The sequence below is a fragment of the Klebsiella sp. SYXHC3 genome (genome assembly GCF_057196925.1).
In genome coordinates, this window is the sequence record NZ_JBXUNG010000001.1 from 395,309 (window position 1) to 413,726 (window position 18,418).

At 54.6% G+C, this 18,418-nt stretch carries 16 protein-coding genes and 1 riboswitch; of the genes, 2 read left to right on the plus strand and 14 right to left on the minus strand.

Going from position 1 to position 18,418, the window contains the following annotated elements:
• Window positions 1-7: 7 nt before the first annotated feature.
• From tagF to AC2CGP_RS02000, 7 genes are all read right to left on the minus strand, one after another.
• A complete protein-coding gene (gene tagF / locus AC2CGP_RS01970) occupies window positions 8-715 on the minus strand; it encodes a type VI secretion system-associated protein TagF (protein ID WP_213193416.1) in 708 nt (235 codons plus the stop codon).
• A 16-nt stretch (window positions 716-731) separates the two neighbouring features.
• On the minus strand, window positions 732-4,343 hold the full coding sequence (gene tssM / locus AC2CGP_RS01975; RefSeq protein ID WP_213759283.1) for a type VI secretion system membrane subunit TssM: 3,612 nt from the start codon (window positions 4,341-4,343) through the stop codon (window positions 732-734).
• A gap of 2 nt (window positions 4,344-4,345) precedes the next feature.
• Complete coding sequence (locus AC2CGP_RS01980; RefSeq protein WP_213759284.1) at window positions 4,346-5,575, minus strand: DotU family type VI secretion system protein; 1,230 nt, start codon at window positions 5,573-5,575, stop codon at window positions 4,346-4,348.
• Between the two features lie 14 nt (window positions 5,576-5,589).
• Window positions 5,590-6,933, minus strand: coding sequence for a type VI secretion system baseplate subunit TssK (tssK, locus tag AC2CGP_RS01985; protein WP_015366554.1), 1,344 nt, complete (start codon window positions 6,931-6,933; stop codon window positions 5,590-5,592).
• A 24-nt stretch (window positions 6,934-6,957) separates the two neighbouring features.
• Window positions 6,958-7,464 (minus strand): type VI secretion system lipoprotein TssJ, encoded by a 507-nt coding sequence (tssJ, locus tag AC2CGP_RS01990; protein WP_015366553.1) that lies wholly within the window; start codon window positions 7,462-7,464, stop codon window positions 6,958-6,960.
• Between the two features lie 24 nt (window positions 7,465-7,488).
• The gene (locus AC2CGP_RS01995; protein ID WP_015366552.1) at window positions 7,489-7,983 is read right to left on the minus strand and encodes a hypothetical protein; all 495 of its coding nucleotides are present in this window, start codon (window positions 7,981-7,983) and stop codon (window positions 7,489-7,491) included.
• Window positions 7,984-8,629: 646 nt separating this feature from the next.
• Entirely contained in the window at window positions 8,630-8,944 is a 315-nt protein-coding gene (locus AC2CGP_RS02000; protein WP_015705463.1) for a DUF2502 domain-containing protein, read from the minus strand.
• Between the two features lie 280 nt (window positions 8,945-9,224).
• Here AC2CGP_RS02000 and AC2CGP_RS02005 point away from each other — a divergent pair, with 280 nt between their 5' ends.
• Window positions 9,225-10,508, plus strand: a complete 1,284-nt coding sequence (locus AC2CGP_RS02005) for a glycoside hydrolase family 10-like protein (RefSeq protein WP_032712626.1) — start codon at window positions 9,225-9,227, stop codon at window positions 10,506-10,508.
• Window positions 10,509-10,581: 73 nt separating this feature from the next.
• On the opposite strand, the gene AC2CGP_RS02010 is transcribed toward AC2CGP_RS02005, so the two are convergent.
• Complete coding sequence (locus AC2CGP_RS02010; protein WP_015705465.1) at window positions 10,582-11,559, minus strand: NAD(P)H-dependent flavin oxidoreductase; 978 nt, start codon at window positions 11,557-11,559, stop codon at window positions 10,582-10,584.
• A 162-nt stretch (window positions 11,560-11,721) separates the two neighbouring features.
• On the opposite strand from AC2CGP_RS02010, the gene AC2CGP_RS02015 reads away from it, so the two are divergent.
• Window positions 11,722-12,606 (plus strand): LysR family transcriptional regulator, encoded by an 885-nt coding sequence (locus tag AC2CGP_RS02015; RefSeq protein ID WP_015366548.1) that lies wholly within the window; start codon window positions 11,722-11,724, stop codon window positions 12,604-12,606.
• A gap of 47 nt (window positions 12,607-12,653) precedes the next feature.
• Here the strand turns inward: AC2CGP_RS02015 and AC2CGP_RS02020 are convergent, their stop codons facing one another.
• From AC2CGP_RS02020 to AC2CGP_RS02045, 6 genes are all read right to left on the minus strand, one after another.
• Window positions 12,654-13,202: an RNA polymerase sigma factor gene (locus AC2CGP_RS02020; RefSeq protein WP_015366547.1), complete on the minus strand. Its 549-nt coding sequence runs from the start codon at window positions 13,200-13,202 to the stop codon at window positions 12,654-12,656.
• A 17-nt stretch (window positions 13,203-13,219) separates the two neighbouring features.
• Window positions 13,220-13,642: a hypothetical protein gene (locus AC2CGP_RS02025; RefSeq protein WP_026612304.1), complete on the minus strand. Its 423-nt coding sequence runs from the start codon at window positions 13,640-13,642 to the stop codon at window positions 13,220-13,222.
• Window positions 13,643-13,750: 108 nt separating this feature from the next.
• Window positions 13,751-14,704 (minus strand): hypothetical protein, encoded by a 954-nt coding sequence (locus tag AC2CGP_RS02030; RefSeq protein ID WP_015705468.1) that lies wholly within the window; start codon window positions 14,702-14,704, stop codon window positions 13,751-13,753.
• A 72-nt stretch (window positions 14,705-14,776) separates the two neighbouring features.
• Window positions 14,777-15,883, minus strand: a complete 1,107-nt coding sequence (locus AC2CGP_RS02035) for a DUF4056 domain-containing protein (protein ID WP_484502236.1) — start codon at window positions 15,881-15,883, stop codon at window positions 14,777-14,779.
• A 66-nt stretch (window positions 15,884-15,949) separates the two neighbouring features.
• Window positions 15,950-16,903, minus strand: a complete 954-nt coding sequence (locus tag AC2CGP_RS02040; RefSeq protein WP_026612303.1) for a hypothetical protein — start codon at window positions 16,901-16,903, stop codon at window positions 15,950-15,952.
• 14 nt (window positions 16,904-16,917) lie between these two features.
• Window positions 16,918-18,042, minus strand: coding sequence for a BamA/TamA family outer membrane protein (locus tag AC2CGP_RS02045; protein WP_032711675.1), 1,125 nt, complete (start codon window positions 18,040-18,042; stop codon window positions 16,918-16,920).
• A gap of 257 nt (window positions 18,043-18,299) precedes the next feature.
• Window positions 18,300-18,403: riboswitch (TPP riboswitch) on the plus strand.
• Window positions 18,404-18,418 lie beyond the last annotated feature (15 nt).

Sequence of the window (18,418 nt, forward strand, 5' to 3'; positions counted from 1 at the left end):
TACCTGCTTATTCAAACATCGGCGGATACAGACCGTGACGGCCCGGTCTCGCGCCCCCGGCGGGATCAAACAGCAGCGTGAACAGCTGGCCGGTCAAATTACCGCTATGCACGTGGGTATAGAGCGGATAACCATCGGCGCGGTTGGTCCACCAAAAACTGGTCTGACGCTGCGGATCAAAACAGTCCGCCGCCTGCTGCCAACCAAGGGAGCTTTGCCCATCTTGCTGATAGCCAATCACGTCGAGTATTTCCGAACGCTTTTCCGCCTCTACCAGCTTTGGCGCCGGAATGGCGAGTAGCGCCTGGTCAAGTTGTTCAGCGGAAAAGCCATTACGTACCGCATGCAGCAGCGTTCTGCCCACCTGCTGATACCACTCTCCGGCTTGAGTGAAGATTGAAGGTGACCACTCCAGCGGGTTGAAGGCCATTTGCGCGCAGATGGGATACTGGCGGCCTACCCGATCGCGTCCGGGGATCAGACACCCCATCTGTACCATCTGGCCGCTCAACATCGGCGGGACGATAAAATTCCACACCGGCGCGTTGCTGAACTGGCGTTCGCCGCTACGCTGTTGCTCCTGTTGCCAGGCCAACAGCCCCACCTGAAACCATTGCGACCACTGGCGAACCAGCATGTCCGGAAATCGACGTTGTAAAAAATCGCCGGTACTGGGGAGTTTCCCGTACCAGCTCATCGCAGGGGCGTGAGTCATTCGGCTTTCCTTGCGGTTATGGACATGAGAAACGGGGAAGCTGGAACGGATTGCGAATACTGTTCGGCGCAAACTCCAGCGTGACCTGATAACCATCGACGTTAAACGTTGCCTGACGGCTCAAACTGCTGCTGCCGGGGGCGGTGCGCGCTTTATCAAAGAAGCGGTTCAGCGCCCATGAGCCGCTGGTCACCAGCGTCGAGGTGGTACCATCGGCCAGACCGAGTTGCATACGCACCTGATTGGTGCCGCCCGGCCCTGGCCAGCTCATCATTTGCACCGCCTGCGGACCGTGGCTGTAGCGCAACTGCTGGCCATCAACATCCAGCGTCAGGTTGAGGATCCGGTTGTCCATGCTGATGGTGCGCACCGTCACTTTAAATGACGGCGTGGTCGCGCCATTGGCAAAGAACGCGTCGCGGATCGATTGCGCCTGCTGGAAAGGCCTTAATAACCCTTCACTACCCGGCAACGTTTTGCCATCGATGCCGGGCATAAAACGCCAGCTTGATTGCGTGGTATCGACTTTATTGGTCAGGTTGTCACGGAAGAAGGTATCCATCATGCCGGTACCCGGCGCGAACATACGCGCCAGATCGTCCGGCGTGACTTCGCTTCTGGCGCTGCGAACCAGCGGATAGCGCCCGGCGATAGCCTGGCGGCAGAATCCGCCGACTTCCACGTTAATCCGTTTACGTACGTTATCGAGATCGCGGCGCTGGGTATCACTGCTGGCGCCGACCGCCATTTTGCTGAACATGGTTTGCAGGCCGCCCGGTAAGCGCCCGGCGCTGGCCTGCAGACGGCTAATCGCATCGCCGCCCGGCGGTTGCATACCGCTGTTGGCGGCATCCTGTACCGCGGTCAAGTAGCGATAAAGTTCGTCGATCTGTTTGAGGAAGTCGTCAAACACAATCGTTTTGCCGCCCTTTTCCAACGGCTGCGCCAGCTCGATCAGCGGCGCGTAGTGTTCGGTTACCAGCTGTTCCGGCGTCTGGCTAAGCGCCGCGCCCTGGGTTGCGCCGCCCTCATCATGGCGAAAAAGCGCTTCCAGCGTTCGGGTCGCACGGTTGCCCTGCTCGGCTGAACTTTCGCTTTTAACCGTATCCGGCTCAGCGCGCGCCAGGTTCAGCACCTGGCTCAGGCTGATAACCAGCCGGCGCAGCGGCGAGTTACTGGCGGAAAGCAGGCGCGCGGTGTTGATCCGCGATGACAGATCGGCGCTATTGTTGAGCTGAATATCGGCGAGGAAGCGATCCCAGTTGGCGATAAAATCACGCATATAGAGCTGGCGGACGGCGTTATCGGTTTGCTGCTTATCTTCCGACGCGCTGGCGGCGCCCAGCACCCAAATATCATCTTCATGCAGCGCGCTGGTCACGTTATCGATCTGTTTATTGAACACCTGCCAGTAGCCATCTGGCGTGTACAGCCCTGGCACGCCTTCTGCGATCGGTGTACCGCTTTTACGCGAGAACACCAGTTCGCTCTGCGGCCCGCCAAGCGTCGCCAGCGAGACCGCTTTCAGATTGTCGTCATGCTCAAGCAGACGTTTCAGCCGACCATACACTCTTGAGGAGAGCGGTTGCTGGTTAATCAACGCCCGTTCGCGGGCGATCAGCGCATCGTCTTTGGCATACGGCGAGGACTGGATTTGCGGTTCCAGTAGCTGGACCAGATGCCCTTCCAGCTGTCGTAGCTGCGCCTGCGTCACGTTTTGCGGCAGGTTACGCTGCAGGTTAAGCATCACCCAGGAGAGTAAAAACTTGCCGTCATACTGCTTGGGCTGATAGAGCATTTGATAGGCTTTCAACGCCTCGTAGCTATATTCGGCGTCACTGCCGTTGTCGTTGCGTAACCAGGTAGTGATACGCATGGCGACATCCGGTAGCAGCATTTGCTGCAGCGCTTTTTGATACAGCGTCTGCGAGGCGTCGCTGACATCATTTCCGCGGTAGAGCCCCATCCGGCGGCTGACCGGCGGGTTGTTGACGTCAAAATCGGCGCTCTTCGGCAATTCCAGCAGGCCGTTGAGTAGCGGCAGCATGGCGAACAGATCGCGCTGCTCGGGGTTTTGCAGCGCTTTGCTCTGCTGCTCAACCTGCGGCACCTTCGCCGAGACTTCTTGCAGGTAGGCCTTGTTTTTGCCGTAGCTGGTCAGCCACAGTACGCATGAAATGATTAACAGCGCCGCGAGCGCCGCATAGCCTGACCAGATCGCCGCGCGGTTACGCAGTTCCCACCAGCGGTTCTGCCCGGCGATGCCGGCTTCCTGGAAAATCACGTTTTGCAGCAGGTTTTTAATGAAATAACTCTGGCCCTTGGCGCCGGGGATCGGCGCTTCTTTACTGACCGAGTCCCAGTTGTCGTTTTCATTTCCCTGCGGCAAAGACAGCGCGCGATTGAGTTCGCCCATCACGCGGTCGAACGGTAACCCTTCCTGGGTGCCGCTGGCGAAATAAATGCCGCGCGGTGAAAACTCGGTTTCAAAGTTAGAGCGGGCAAAAACGGTACTAAGATAGTCCGCTAACAGCGGTCGCAACGCCGCAAACTCTTGCGGGAACAGCCAGGCTTCGGCGCGGGTTTTGGCATCATGCTCTTGCAGCATCGTATCCGGCAGCCCGGCTTCAAGCCGTTGTTGCAGCAGCGCAAACTCCTGGGTAAAACGGCCCATCAGATCGAAGTCGGCAAGGCTTGCCTGCTCCCACGGGAAAGTGAAGCCCCAAATTTGATCGCGCTGCGCCTTGTCGTAACCGGCAAACCAGGCGCGGAAGCCTTTAAGCAGATCGGCCTTCGTCACCAGTACGTATACCGGGAAACGAATACCCAATTGTTCATGTAGTTCAGAGAGACGCTGGCGCAGATTAACCGCCTGCTGCCGCGAGGCCTCCGTCGATTGCGTTAACAGATCGGAGATACTTACCGTGACGATAACGCCGTTAATCGGCTGGCGGCGGCGGTATTTCCGCAATAACCCCATAAACTTCAGCCACTCGCTGGCGTCCTGCGCCTGCTCGCTCTCCTGGGTGGTATAGCGCCCGGCGGTGTCCAGCAGCACGGCTTCGTTGGTAAACCACCAGTCACAGTTGCGCGTGCCGCCGATACCGCGTAACGCCGTTTTACCGAAGCGGTCGGCTAGCGGAAACTGCAGCCCGGAGTTGGCTAAAGCGGTGGTTTTACCGGAGCCAGATGCGCCAATAATCACATACCACGGCAGCTGATACAGATAGTGGGTGCTAAAGCGCTGGGTCCACTGACCATTACCGGTTTTACTGAAGTGCGCTTTTTTCAACATTTGCGCGGCTTCATCAAAGCGATCGGCGAGGATCTGGTCTTCGCTATTGAGGCGCTGCTGCGGATCGTTGCCCTTCGGCGTGTCTTCCTTCAGGTTATCCATCAGCTTGCGGTTGAGCCAGGCGTTGTACAGGCGCGGCAGAATGTGGCTTTGCGCCCAGATGAGGTAGACCAGCGCAATAGATATAACGCGGTTTTGTTCCGATTCCAGCGGCCGGGTATCGACAATCGACAATAGCGGGCCAATCATCCAGATGACGGCCGCCACCGCCGTAGCGCCGAGAAAACCCCACAGCAGCCGGTTGGTCAGTATGGAAAGCAGAAGTGTCAGCATCCTTAATTTCCTTGGGGCAATCCGTTCAGCTCAGCCCGTGTATTATCGGGCGACACCAGCAGAGTAATTTCCACACGGCGGTTACGGGCACGGTTCTCAGGAGTGGTATTCGGCGCGATGGGGTTCATTTCCCCTCGCCCTTCGGCTTTTACGCGTTCGGGCTGCGTCAGATGATTTTGCAGTTGTTTTTGTACCGAACGCGCGCGTTCCAGGGACAGCTCGTAGTTCGAGGCAAAGCGCGCGCTGCGGATAGGCACGTTATCGCTATAGCCGACCACCAGAATGCGGCCACTGACGTTGTTCATCGCTTGCGCAATACGGTCAATGACCGGGTCGTAGCGATCGCGCACCACCGTTGAGGCCGAAGCAAAGAGCCCGTCGCCTTTGAGGATCACCACGCTGCGGTCCGCTTCGTCACGGACCGCAACCAGCCCTTCGGCAATTTCCGGGCGCAGAAAACCTCGCAGGTTAAGTACCGCCGGCAATTTTTCCGCCGGCTGAGCAATCGACGCTTCCGGCAACGGCGTCTGGTAAATTTTCGCCAACACCGGGTTGGTGGCATCGCCAAGCCGCCAGTTAAGAATGATATAGAACAGACAGGCGGCGAACCCCGCCAGCGCGACGCAGGCCCACAGCGGCACCACCGGACGCCACAGTTTACGCAGCACCGGGCGATCCTCGCCGTGAACCGATAACGGCGGCGCGTAGCCGCCGCGTACGCCGCAAATCATCTGCCACAGGCGCTGTTTGATAGTTTCCAACTGCGTGCGGCCGTTATCCATTACCCGGTAACGCCCTTCAAAGCCGAGCAATAAGCAGTAGTTGATCAGTTCCAACAGATTGATATGTTCGCGCGGATTCTGCGACAGGCGTGCAAGCAGCTGGAAAAACTTCTCCCCGCCCCAGGTTTCATTGTGAAAGGTCACTAAAAGACCGCTGCCCGACCAGACGCCGCTACTCCCCCATGGCGTCAAGGCCGCAGCCTCGTCCAGTGCGGTACACAGGCAGTAACGGGCGCCGACTATTACTTCGTAGGGTAACCCCGCCTGCTGACCGCGCACTTCAAAACGGCGGATTTCATCAATCAAACGCTGGCGCAAACCGGCCTGGTCATCGTGCGATACCGAATGACGGAGCTGGGGAATCGCATTAAGTAATGGGTTGGCGGCCGTCACCAGGGGATTATTGCCGCTCACGCCATGGTTGGCATCGGCCTGTTGTTCCTGCATCATCAACGCTCGCTTTCTTATTCCGACGGGCTACGGATAGCCCAAAATTCCATATCCAGGCCGGGGAACTCGCCTGCCAGATGCAGGGCGAAGGCGCCAGATTTCTCCATGTCGTTCCACAGCTCGCCGCCCTTCTCGACTGCAAAGTAGTTGTAACCGGCATGCCACGGAATTTGCGGCGGCGCGGCGGGCATAGCGCGCAGAATTAAACCCGGAAGCTGTAGTTGCACCAGATCGCGAATTTTGCTCACCGGCGCGACTTTCATCTGCGCCGGGAAGTGCGTTTGCAGAACATCACCTGGTACGCTGGCTTTAACTGCCAATACGAATCCGAAATCACGCACCATGCTGCTCTCGGGTACCGTTGCGATGTTCAACCCATGCGATCGTTCTATCAGCGGCAGTTGGATGGCATTGTCTTCCATTACCTGTGATAACCCCTGACGCAGCAACAGCATCAGTTTGCCGAAGCAGCTCGCGAGATCGTCATGGTCATAAATCGGCAACGCAGCATCCGGACCGCGCTGCGCCATCCAGGTCGTCAGCTCGGCGGCGAACGGCAGCCAGCTATTCCACAATGACTCGGGATGAACTAACGGCAGCGTTTTGAGATGTGAGAGATGGCCGAGATGGCGATTGACCAACGCAAGTAGAGTGAACTCAATTAATTCGGAAGTATTAAAACGCCCCGGCTGTCGGAGCCGGCTGCCGATTTGCTGGCTACGCTGCGCCAGCAGACCATGCAAGTCGTTGATCATCGCGTAAATCAAAGGATGATTGATGCCGTTAAGCATCGGCGGGATATAGCCATTATCGAGTTTTACGGCGTTATCGTTGCGCTTTTCGGCGATGAACGCCACGCCGATGGCCGTCCACTCGGCGGTTAAATCCTTTTCCAGCATCAGGGTGAGCCGCGGGCGGGCAAACTGCACGGTGGCATCGCCAACCGACAGCGCATTGTCATCTTCCACATCCTGTTCAAACGCGGTAAATCGCGCCAGCGAGTCTTTTTCCTCGCTGAAGATAACCTCTTCCCGACCGCCGCGGCGTACCGGCAAGGCCAATACGACTTTTTCGCCCGTGACGTTATCCGGGATTTGCAACGGCGCCGGGCCCTGACGAGCATCGCGAAACTGGAAGAACGTCCCATCCGGCAGCAGGCCGCTGGCATAGCTCAGGGCAATGCACCCCTGACGCAGCATCGCATCATCAAGTTCAATCTCAAGAAAACCCCACAGCCAGGAGCGCTGTAATCCGCCCCATTCGCGAATTTGCGTTTGCAGGTAGCTTTCTGCCCGCTGAAAGTGATGCGGACGCAAAAACATGCCTTCGGTCCAGACCACCTTTTCTGCTTTATTCATACAAATTTCCTGTTAGGGCTCGCGCTATTGCTGCACGACGCGGATCCCGTTAACGTCAAGATATAAATTGGCTTGCAGTTGATCTGCCGACAGTTTCCAGAACTGCCAGAAAGGGGTTTCGCCAGGCGTTGGCAGAGGAAGAGAAATGCGCCACTTTTTACCATCCAGAGATTGGTATTCCGCCATCACTCCGATATAACGCGCCTCCGGCGAGCTTTGCCCGCTGAGTTTTTTTGCCAGTTGCCCCGGCATCAGGAAAAATTCATCGCTGTTCAGCAAGTTGCCGGCGAGAACTTTTTGCGCGTTATTTTGTAAGGAGTAGAAATCGGCGGACATGAATTCCGCATCGGATTTCAGCACTAACACTCTGACCTTTAATGGCGCAGAACGGTTAATTTGCGGGTGGGCCTGGAACTGAAGATTGTATCGGGCAGGGTCGCTGTGTGAAGACGAACCACATCCACTAACCAACGTAAAAAGAAACAAATAAAACGCCAGCATGACCTGGCGTAAAAGAGAGTTATTATTCATACGGTGTCGCTCGTAAAGGCGGGATTAATCCAGAATCCAGGTACCGTTATTGCCGTTTTTGCAGGCTTTGGTATTTCCGTCGACGCTCACGCAGGTCGCTTTCTTACGCGCCTTCGGGCGCTTCGACTGTTCGCGAACCGTTTTATCATACAGCTCACTTTTGACAACGGCATTGGCCGGAGCATAGCCAATTAAATTTTCCTGACCTTCATTGGCTAACGCTATCCAGCCGTCCTGGGCCTGTCCCAATGCAATATAATTAGCACCTGGAACTAATTGCACAATCACTTTGCCGCCATACCCGGCCTGGCTCATTACCGCGGCGGAATACAGCGCGCGATATTCTGCGTTAATCGGGGTAAATTCCGTTGGAGGAACAACAATATGGCGATGGGTCAAATTGACGCCGTTAACCTGCGTGGTTTCAATGGTGTCATCGGTAATTTGCGGCTTCGGCGGCGCTTCGCACCCTGCCAGTGAAACCGCAATCATAGCGGCTAAAAACACTCGCGTTTTCATATGCTTTTCCATTGCAATGCTATTATTTTCTTAAGGGTTATCCCTGCTTGAATAACAAGTCTGAATATCCTTAATCACTGTGCGTAAAAGGGTTCCAGCTGTGATATGGCCATAGCTACCGCACGAATCTTCACCGCAGTGGATCCCTTTATTACATTTCATTAACTATCACCACACAATTTTACAGATCGATCGAGTCAATTCAACACGCAATTTCGCCTCGTAGTTATGGGTGGTTAGCGTATTTAAATTTTTAGGATTAATCTCACTCACGCATTTAGCGCTGAAAGACGAACAATCGCCAAAAAAGTGTAATCCCAAAAACCATACAAAATAAAGTGTAATTTAACCATGTGATTTAAAAGATATATTTAATTATTTTGCAAATCGGATTTTTCATTCGCTGTGAATATGGAATAGTCTTAAAAAATATTTGGCGGCAGAATTGCCCACCAATCTTGGTAGGCTATTTTTATTGTCATCAGGTAATGCTTACACTGTAAAAACTCAAAGCGATATTTGACATTATTGCGGTGGGCTTCTAAAGGCAGATTACGCGAAGCAACTACAACAGCGAATAATGAGTTGAATCTTAGGAGGATGAAATGCAGGAACTAAAACGGAGCCTGATGGCCCCGTTGTTGTTTTAGTGATGATGATTCTTGTGGTGTTTATAGTATTCTTTCTCACGCTTCTTCGCGTCTTTACGACCGTCGTGATAGCCCTTCTCGTAGGCTTTACGCTGTTTTTTCTCTAGCTTTCGCCAGTGCTTGTCACGATATTCATAATGACGATGCCAGTAGTCTTTGTCACGCCAACGGCCGCCATCCCAGTAATGACCGTAGGAATCCCGGTCGCCTATCTGCAGTTTAATAGCCGGTAAAAGCGTAATCTCCTCGGCCTGGGTGACGATCGGTGCGGATGCCAGCAAAACTGCGGCCAGCAATAATATTTTTCGCATCGGATTCTCCTTAGCTGTGCGTCTCGTAATATGTTGTAACACAACTGACCAGCTAATTATCCAGGTTAATTCTGCTTTTTCAGCTACCTGCTGAGAAAGGTTGTCGTTAGTTCTGCACGTTACGCGTACGGATAATAGATAAAATGCGTTTTATTTTTCTTTGCATCGGAGCGCGGCTTGCCCTGGTGGGGGAATCATAAGACAATGTGATTTTTCAAGCGTCTACATGCCTACGGGAGTAATGATTATCGCTTCTCGTCGCCTCCTCTCCGTCACCTGCATGACCCGGCTCGGCGCAGTTGCTGCCGCCGTATTGCTGCTCGTGACTTGCACCAGTAAAGCGCCAAAATCGCTGGTGACCGCCAGCAATCCGCCCGTTACGCAAAAATCGGCAAAAAATCAGCAGCCAGTACGCGGCGTTTGGATCACCACGGTCTCCCGTCTCGACTGGCCCCCGGTGGGTTCAATTATCGCCAGTAGCCCGGAAAGCCGCATCAGCCAGCAGAAGCTGGCGCTGATCGCCAAACTCGACAATCTGCAACGCCTGGGCATCAATACCATCTTCTTCCAGGTCAAACCGGACGGCACCGCGCTGTGGGATTCCCACATCTTGCCGTGGTCAGACATGCTGACCGGCAAAATTGGCGAAAATCCCGGCTACGATCCGCTGCAGTTTATGCTCGATGAAGCGCATAAACGCGGGATGAAAGTTCACGCGTGGTTCAACCCGTATCGGGTATCGGTTAATACCAAACCCGCTACCATCGCCGAGCTTAACCACACCCTGACTCAGGTCCCCGCCAGCGTATTTGTCCTCCACCGCAACTGGATACGCACCGCCAGCGATCGCTTTGTGCTCGACCCTGGGATCCCGGAAGTCCGTGACTGGATCACCAGTATCGTGGCGGAGGTGGTGCAAAACTATCCCATCGACGGCGTGCAGTTTGATGACTATTTCTATACTGAGACGCCGGGATCGACGCTGAACGATAATCAAACCTATCAGCGATATGGCCAGGGTTATGCCTCGAAAGCCGACTGGCGGCGTCACAACACCCAACAGTTGATAGCGCAGGTCTCACAGACCATCAAGAAACTCAATCCGCAGGTTGAGTTTGGTGTCAGCCCGGCGGGGGTATGGCGCAACCGCTCCCACGATCCGGCCGGTTCTGACACCCGCGGCGCGGCGGCCTATGACGAGTCCTATGCCGATACCCGCAGTTGGGTACAACAAGGGCTGTTGGATTATATCGCGCCGCAGTTGTACTGGCCGTTCGCCCGCGACGCCGCGCGCTATGATGTGCTGGCTAAGTGGTGGGCCGATGTCGTGAAACCCACTCACACCCGGCTCTATATCGGCGTGGCGCTGTATAAAGTCGGCGAACCGTCAAAAAATGAACCAGACTGGATGGTCGACGGCGGCGTGCCGGAGCTGAAAAAACAGATCGACCTCAATGAAACCACACCGGGTATTCAGGGGACGATTCTGTTTCGTGAAAACAACCTTAACCAGCCGCAAACCCAGCAGGCGGTTCAGTATCTGCAGCAGCGCTGGGGTAGCTAATTCCGGCTAATCACCCTCCCCGTTGTCGCAACGGGGAGTTTCTGTTTTCCGCATGAGAACGCGGGAAGGCAGATTAAACCGTCAGTTCCTCCACCACTTCCGCTACGCTCTTGATCCGCTGAATACTGCCGATGCCGGTTCCCAGTGAAATGTAGCCTTCGTCAGTGTTGCCCTCCAGCATACCAATTCGCAGGCCGCGTAAACCGCCCATTTCCGCGGCTATGGTTTCATTACTGGCGCCGGATTTATCTAACGCCACCAGCCTGGCGGCTAATTTACCCGGCAGCGAACGATAGTAATCTGGCAATGTGCGAAATAGCTGCAAATCCAGACCGTTAGCTTGCACGATCATCTCTTTCACCGATGGCGGCACGCGGCTCTCGGTGGTGCTGATAAACACGGAGCCGGCAAATACCCCCTGCGCGCCCAGCGCGTGGGCGGCCCTGGCGGTGCGCCGGTCGGTAATCCCGCCAGCCGCCAGCACCGGCACACGCTTCACCGCATCAACAATCAATGGCACGATGGAAAACGTCCCTAGCGCCGTTCCCGGAAGCGTTCCGCCTTCGTCGAAGCCGGTGGCGACAATAACATCAGCGCCCATCTCCTCGGCCTCGCGGCTGTTTTCCGGCGTCGGGTTAATATCACGATAAATAATGCTGATCCCGGCCTGCTTAAGCGTGGCAAACAGCGAGGGAATGATAGCTCCTTGACCATAGCCGGTATAAACCACCGCTTTAACCCCCTCTTCCTTGACTACCTCTACAATCGGCGGCGTCCAGATATCGTTTTCAACCGTCGGAATGAGATTTACAGCGAAAGGTTTCTCGGTGAGTCGTTTCGTTTTACGGATCTCTTCACGCATCTTTTCTGCCGTTTCCTGCGGCGTCGAGACAGCGGTTTGTGCGGTTAAACCTGCGTTCGGCCCTAATACGCCCAGCCCGCCGGCATTACTGACTGCGGCGACTAACCGGGCGTCGGTTAGCCAGGATAGCGGCCCCTGAATGACAGGTTTTTCAATACCGAGAATATGGCTAACAGAATGGTTTTGCATGATGCGGCTTCCTTAGTGTGTTTTCTGGCGCTTAGCGCTGGGATGACGCCACTGTAGGCCGCTTTATTGTTGGGAAAAATAGTAAAAGTTATCCTTCACTGTTATTAAATAAGTAATAATCAAAGTGAAATACGATGTTGTCATCGGAGCACATTGGTACAAATGAACTTAAATTTGTTTGAATCTATTAAGATTTTTATCGAGATTATCGAGTCTGGCAGCTTTACGCGCGCCGCCGAGAATCTACAGATCCATCGCCCGGCGGTCACGAAAGCGCTACAGCAGCTTGAGCAGCACTGCGGCGTTCGGCTTCTGCAGCGAACCACCCGACAGATCCACCTCACCCCTGATGGCGAGGCGTTTTATCGTCGTAGTAAACCCCTGCTGGCGCAGGCCGATGATCTTATGGAATCTTTCGCCCCGCAGCGTCCGCTACGTGGTCAACTGCGCATAGATATGCCTATCTCCCTGGCGAAGTTAGTGGTCGTGCCGAATCTCCCCGCCTTTTATCAGCAACATCCGGAGATTGAAATTGTGCTGAGCAGCTCCGACCGGCGGCGGGATATGCTTCGCGAGGGCCTCGATTGCGTCCTGCGCATTGGCGAACTTGAAGACGGTGACTATATCGCACGTCATCTCGGTACCGTCGGTATGAAAACCTGCGCCAGCCCGGCCTATCTGGCGAAATACGGCGTTCCCGCAACCCTTGACGACCTGCGGCATCATCAGGCGATCAACTGGCTGAATAACAGTAATCATCAGACCATGCGCTGGGTGTTTCAAACTGACGCCGGGCAGCAGAACATTTCGCTAGCGGGTAAACTGGTGGTGGATAATTCAGAGACTTACATCGCCGCTGGCCTTGCTGGACTCGGCATTATGCAGGGTCTGGATCTTTTCCTTCACCCCTGGTTGAAAAGCGGCGAGCTGGTTGAAGTCCTGCCGAATAATCCGGTTCCCTCCAGGAAGTTATCGCTTATTTATCCCCATCGTCATGTTTCGCGCAAGGTGCGCGTCTTCGCCGAGTGGCTGGCGACAATGTTATAGAAATACAGATAAAATAAAGCCCGGCGCTATCTGCCGCCGGGCATGAATTAAGGTGCGGTAAGTTCATCGTAGAGCGTTCGCAAACGGCTGCGAAGAAACAGCACCGCTTTGTGTTTACGCGACAGCCACGCCTGCTCGCTAGCGCCGCTCTCTGCCGCCAGCTCCCTGTAGCTATAGCCCTGCAGCTCGGTTTTCTCGAAGGCTTCACGCTGCAGCGGCGGCAGCTCCGCCAGCGCCTCGGTTAAAGCCTCCCACAGCAGTTCTTTAAGATAGGCTTCCTCCGGCGTCTGCGCGACGCCAAACAGCGTTTCCGCCAGCTCATCCTCGGCAAAGCCGCCATCGCCATCTTCATCAGTATCGAATGTTAATGGCAACTCGCGCTTCTTACGCGACCGGTCGGTCATTTCATTACGCGCCGCCCGGAATAACCATGCCGCCACGTTCTCCACCGGTTGCTCGACCTTCATCAGTTGCAGGGTGACTTCCTGCAGGATGTCATCGGCATCGTCACGTACGGCGGTTCTACCGCGAATAAACGCGCTTAAACGCGCACGACAGGCGGCAAGCGCAGACAGCAGCCGTGATTCCCCCGCCATCGCATTGTTTACCTCGTTCACTCGGCATCCGGCGCTTTCGCCGATGGGTTATCGTCAGTCGGTTGCCCACCGCGACGTTCATGCCAGCCGCAACGGCCGCGATGTCCGTGGCGGCCGAAACGTTGGGCAAACTCCTCTCGCTGCTCCGGGGTCATGGTCATCCAGCGTTCATGCATGCGTCGACGCGCCTGCGCCATACCAAACATACCGCGATGAAAACCTAAACCGCCAAACAAGATACGGCACAGCGCCAGTAATCCCAAAGCCTGCCAGAAACCGATGCTTTTCACCCCGAAGATAGCTGGCAGCAATGCGTTCCATAGCGACATCACGACCAGACTCAGCACCACAACAATCACCGCGCCGATAATCAGCGGCCGCGCCATTCTGTGACGTCCAAAACCCTGGTGATGATGCCCGTGTCGTTCAAAATCTCTCATCGTCAATTACCTCATAAAAATGTATGTATCGAGGTAGACGAATCAGCGAAGAAAATATTGCCAATAAAAATGAAAAAAATAGCGCAATCATGAAAACGGGTAAATGACTCAGAAACTCATCGCTAAACCGAGGCCATACCCTTCGGTGTTATTACCGAACATATAGCGGGCCACCAGTCGGGTACGGGTGATAAATACCGGATACTGGCTGCTGTCGAGTTCCAGACCAATGCCGAGCGAACTCAGGCTATCAAAGCCGAGTTCACCGCGCTGGTCGCCAAGATAGATAGTATGAGCGCCTTCCAGCACGTAGCGCACCGGGCTTTTCAGCAGCGTCCAGTCGGCTATCGGCGCGCGTCGACGAAGGTAGATACCCAGATTTTCGGCGCTGGCCTGCCCCTGGACCGCTTCTGATGTGCTACCGAAGGTTTGCAAATTCATCGCGGAATAGCGCGCTTCTATGTCAATATCCTGCGTTTTGGAAAACAGTTCATAATCAAGCATTAACGAACCGCCCAACCCATAAGCGTTCAGTCGCCCACCATCGAGGAAGCGAATATCAACCTCCGTTTTACGTTCGAGCGCCCAGCGACCGAGGCGTGCATCGCTGGCCATGGTGCCCAGCATCATATTGAAGATAGGCCGTAGCACCAGTTTTCCGCCCCATCGGTCCTGATACAATGGAAAGTCCCAGCCGACGCCGCCGGTAGCGGTCAGACTGTTCCATTTGGTGGGAATGGTACGGCTCTGGGCACCATCGCTGACCACAAATTGCGGATCGTAGCGACTGTAACCGAGGGTGCCTTCCAGATAGAGCGGAAAATCCTCACTCAAGGTGGCGCCGCCGCCAAATTGCGTGAGGGTTAGTTCGTTTTTCTCATTCGCGCCGGAGCCAATATTCAGATCGCTGGCGGTAACGTCAGGTACCACGGTGTAACTCATTAAGGTGAGCACCGCGTCCGCGCGCTGCTTTAGCCGACTGCCGTCCAGGGCATAGCTTTCCTGACTAACTAAAAGCACCGTCAGTAGCAGCCAGCACGCACGCGGAACACCAAATACCATAGCCTGATGCTACCTCATCAATAACGGGGGAATTCGTTTGATTGAGTATAGCCAGCAGCGTCCAAACGTTAGTTATTTTTCAATACGCTGCAGCTGAATGGCATCCGCCTGCTGCGCTTTATCAGCGAGCTCCTGGAACTGCTGCGGAGAATAAAAATTATGCGGCGCTGGCAGCGACTGCATATCCTGCCCCGGATGGATTTGCAGTTGACCCAGTTCCGCGAGCGTAAACCCGGCAACTTCCTTTGGCATCGTCAGGCGATACGGCGGCGTGCGTTCAAAAGGAACCGGCGTTGGCAGGCGATTTTCGCTGAGATCGTAATTCCGCTTCAGCACCAGAAATTTATCCGGCACTCGCCGTTTACTGTTCCACCAGTCGCCGTCGACTTCACGGAACATCCTCTCGGTCTCACTTTGCGGCGCGACCAACAGTTTGACCAGCGCCTGTTTTAACGCCGCTTCCATCGCCCGGTTATAAGCATCGACTGAACCCGCTTGCCCTTGCAAAATAACGTTAATCGCCAGACGCGCGCCAAGCAGATTGGAATAGAGGTCCTCCGGCGAAAAGGCGGAAATTTCTTCTGAAAAACCCGGAACCGACTGGAAACCATACCATTGGGCGATCTCATGCCATTGCGCAATTTCGAAGGCCAGATGGCCGGCAAGCCAGGCGGCAATCGTATATCGCTGCGGCATTGAAGCCGGCGGCGTAAAGGCATTTAACTGGACGCGGCGTACGCCCAGTTCCTCGCTATAAAAGATGCGTCCTGGCTGCCCTAGCGTCGGGTAAATTCGGCTGAATAAATAAAAGGTGTAATCAGCGGTATCACGAACATGGGCGATATCAATAAAACCGCCGCGGCGGGTATAAATAAGGCCCTTGTGCTCATCGCTTAAGCCAACCAGATTTTTGACCGCGCCGAGCGCGCTATCGTTGTAATGATGTTCACCTAAGGTATCGAGCGTCAGCACATTACCAATCTGATAAACCGGGATTGGCACGCCAATGGCGCGCACCCGCAGATCGAAACCGAAGGCGCAGCATGGGCGCAGCGATTCCGGCGGCGATAGTTCACCCACTACCGGGCTGACATGGTTAATGGGAATCGTCGGTAATACCGGGTCCTGGGCAAATACCGAAAAAGCAGCCGCCAATAACCACCACAAACTCTTACGCATCAAAAGCGTTCTCCATGACACAAAAACAGCGCGCATCATACTCGCCGATGGCTACACGCCGTTAAGTCAAAAACGGTATTCACCGGCGACAAAGAAACTATTGCGATCGTTAAAGCCAAATTCGGTCAGAACGTTGAAGTTACGCGTGATTTCGTACTGGGCGCCGATCAGCATATTCCATGGTGAAGTGAGTTTCTGTTTGACATCAAACTTGCCGTCGCCGTCTTTATTGACCGCGGCAATCAATGGCTGCAGCTGTGGCGGCATATGCAAATCGGCCAGGTTGCCTTTAAATTCCTGCTGCACATCCTGATACATACTGCCGACCCACACGCTGAGATGCGATGGGCCGGAAATCCCCTGAAGGTTGAAGCGATAGCCAACACGAGGTGACACTGTCACGGCAGAAATACTGCCGTCGAGAATATCGAAATCGGTGCGGGTGTAGTTTGTATCGACGAGGGCAAACCAGTTCTCATAGCCGCCAGCCAGCGTGAACCCGCCTCCCCAGGTGGTACCTTTAAAATCGAGAACAAAATCGATATTTTGCAACTCGCCACTTTGATTAAGGTTATGCACTGCGCCGGCGATGATGCGATCCAGACCGCGGTATTGCGTTGGGTCGGCATCGACCGACACATTCGACACCGACGAACCGCGGGTGTGGCCTAAAATCCCGTAGACATTAAGGAAGGGAAACACCCACATATCGAGACGAAGATTCTCGGTTTTGCTCTTCTCCCGCGTGTGCCCGGCATCGATGGCGAACATGTCGCTGGGGATCGGATGGTTACCCAGCTTCAGTCCGGAAAAGGTGATGCTGTCGACCATAATATCCTGGCGCATATTCATATAGCTGAGATTGACGCCAAACGGCAGCGGGATGGAATAACCGCGGGCGCGGGCTTCGTCTCCCCAGATGGGAAAGTAGCTATCACTGTCGTCACTTTCCGCCGCACAGGCATTCCACACGGCGCCAGAGGTCAACAGCAGCGTCATGACGGTTATTTTCCATCTCATTTTTATTCGTACCTTTACAGTCCGGAACCCACGTTAAAATAGACCGCCTGTTCGTGTTCGCTAAATGCGACATCGACGCCGGTAAATAAACCATACTGACGGGCGACCAGATAACGAAACCCGGAGCCCCACGCCACTTCGGTTTGCTGCCACAGCGACCCCGCCTCATCGCTCGCGCTGCCGATACCGACAAAACCTTGCAGGATCCAGCGCGGCGCAAATTGCCAGGCCAGTTGCGTCTGGGCGACAGCGACATAATCGCCCTGATAGCGAAAACGCGAGATGCCGCGCAGTTCGATGTAAGGCCGGGCCATTGGCGTTAGATGCTTGTCATGATGAGTCAGCGACTGATAATTTGCCGCCAGCGCCAGGGTTAAGGTCGGCGCCAGCGGTAGAAAGTATTTACCATCCAGCGACAACTGATTGTAATGATAGTCGCCGCCGAGAAGAGCGCGGTAAAAACGGTACTCGCCCTGCAGTGATAACCCTTTCTTAGGGTAGAAAAAATTATCAGTGGTGTCATATTCCGCCACCACGCCCAAGGCCGAAGAGGTGCTGTTTTCCCCCAGCACCCGCTGCCACACCTTGTTAATCAGCTGATTGTCCGCGGTTACATCGGTGTGCGCATAGAATTGCGAGGCGCCGAGAAAAACCGGTGAGTCCCCCACGCGGAACAACAGCTTTTGCAGACCGCCAAAGCCTTTGGTATGGGTTTGCACCGCCACATTTTTGTTAAACCCGGCAATGTCACCCGAATAGATATCGAGATTGACATTGGCGTAGCCCGCGCCAACCAGATAACGAATACTGTCATGATTCCAGGTATGACGATGCGCGGCGCCGATGAACCATGTACCATTTTGCGTCCCACCACCGCCGAACCCGGTCAGCGCCGGTGGAATAAAACGATCGCCCTCGCGGGAGCCTTTACCATGCAGAAATAAACCAAACAGACCGCCGCCGTAGCCAATAGCCGGTTCGGTAATCATCACCGGCACCGGCAAAAAACCGTACGGGTTATCCTGCAAATACTGGCTCATATCGAGCATGCCATCTTCAGGGTCGAACAATTGGGCGGCACGAGACGCGCCAGGCGCGAGAGCAAGCATCAGTAAAAGAGTAAGGCCTGCCAGCTTCATGCGGTCTCCAGCACTGACGCATTCATAAGGGAATATTGAGGGAATGAGCTAAAAATATATCGTAAGTCCTTGTTCTTCGCCAACTTACCCTCGCCTTACTTTGCTTATTTTTGGATAAAAAAGCGTGGTTAATCACACAAATTGATAAATGTTATTTATCGTTCTGACGCATGACCATTAGTAAGTGACAGTGTCACCATGTGCGATGGTTTTTAGTTCGCCGCCGTTGTAATCAAAAAGTGAATGACGTATAACATGTCGCAACCGAGGGGTGTCCCGTGAGGGCTGAGATGGCGTAAAAGCCGAACCCTTTGAACCTGATCTGGGTCATGCCAGCGAAGGGACGGGTCGGCATGTTCGCCAGTTTTCAGTTTTG

Coding starts and splice junctions, on each gene's coding strand:
- tagF (WP_213193416.1), bottom strand. CDS start 715: ATGACTCACGCCCCTGCGATGAGCTGGTACGGGAAACTCCCCAGTACC.
- tssK (WP_015366554.1), bottom strand. CDS start 6,933: ATGAATAAAGCAGAAAAGGTGGTCTGGACCGAAGGCATGTTTTTGCGT.
- AC2CGP_RS01980 (WP_213759284.1), bottom strand. CDS start 5,575: ATGATGCAGGAACAACAGGCCGATGCCAACCATGGCGTGAGCGGCAAT.
- AC2CGP_RS02010 (WP_015705465.1), bottom strand. CDS start 11,559: ATGCAAAACCATTCTGTTAGCCATATTCTCGGTATTGAAAAACCTGTC.
- tssJ (WP_015366553.1), bottom strand. CDS start 7,464: ATGAATAATAACTCTCTTTTACGCCAGGTCATGCTGGCGTTTTATTTG.
- AC2CGP_RS02025 (WP_026612304.1), bottom strand. CDS start 13,642: ATGAGAGATTTTGAACGACACGGGCATCATCACCAGGGTTTTGGACGT.
- AC2CGP_RS02000 (WP_015705463.1), bottom strand. CDS start 8,944: ATGCGAAAAATATTATTGCTGGCCGCAGTTTTGCTGGCATCCGCACCG.
- AC2CGP_RS02015 (WP_015366548.1), top strand. CDS start 11,722: ATGAACTTAAATTTGTTTGAATCTATTAAGATTTTTATCGAGATTATC.
- AC2CGP_RS02035 (WP_484502236.1), bottom strand. CDS start 15,883: ATGCGTAAGAGTTTGTGGTGGTTATTGGCGGCTGCTTTTTCGGTATTT.
- AC2CGP_RS02020 (WP_015366547.1), bottom strand. CDS start 13,202: ATGGCGGGGGAATCACGGCTGCTGTCTGCGCTTGCCGCCTGTCGTGCG.
- tssM (WP_213759283.1), bottom strand. CDS start 4,343: ATGCTGACACTTCTGCTTTCCATACTGACCAACCGGCTGCTGTGGGGT.
- AC2CGP_RS02005 (WP_032712626.1), top strand. CDS start 9,225: ATGACCCGGCTCGGCGCAGTTGCTGCCGCCGTATTGCTGCTCGTGACT.
- AC2CGP_RS01995 (WP_015366552.1), bottom strand. CDS start 7,983: ATGAAAACGCGAGTGTTTTTAGCCGCTATGATTGCGGTTTCACTGGCA.
- AC2CGP_RS02040 (WP_026612303.1), bottom strand. CDS start 16,903: ATGAGATGGAAAATAACCGTCATGACGCTGCTGTTGACCTCTGGCGCC.
- AC2CGP_RS02030 (WP_015705468.1), bottom strand. CDS start 14,704: ATGGTATTTGGTGTTCCGCGTGCGTGCTGGCTGCTACTGACGGTGCTT.
- AC2CGP_RS02045 (WP_032711675.1), bottom strand. CDS start 18,042: ATGAAGCTGGCAGGCCTTACTCTTTTACTGATGCTTGCTCTCGCGCCT.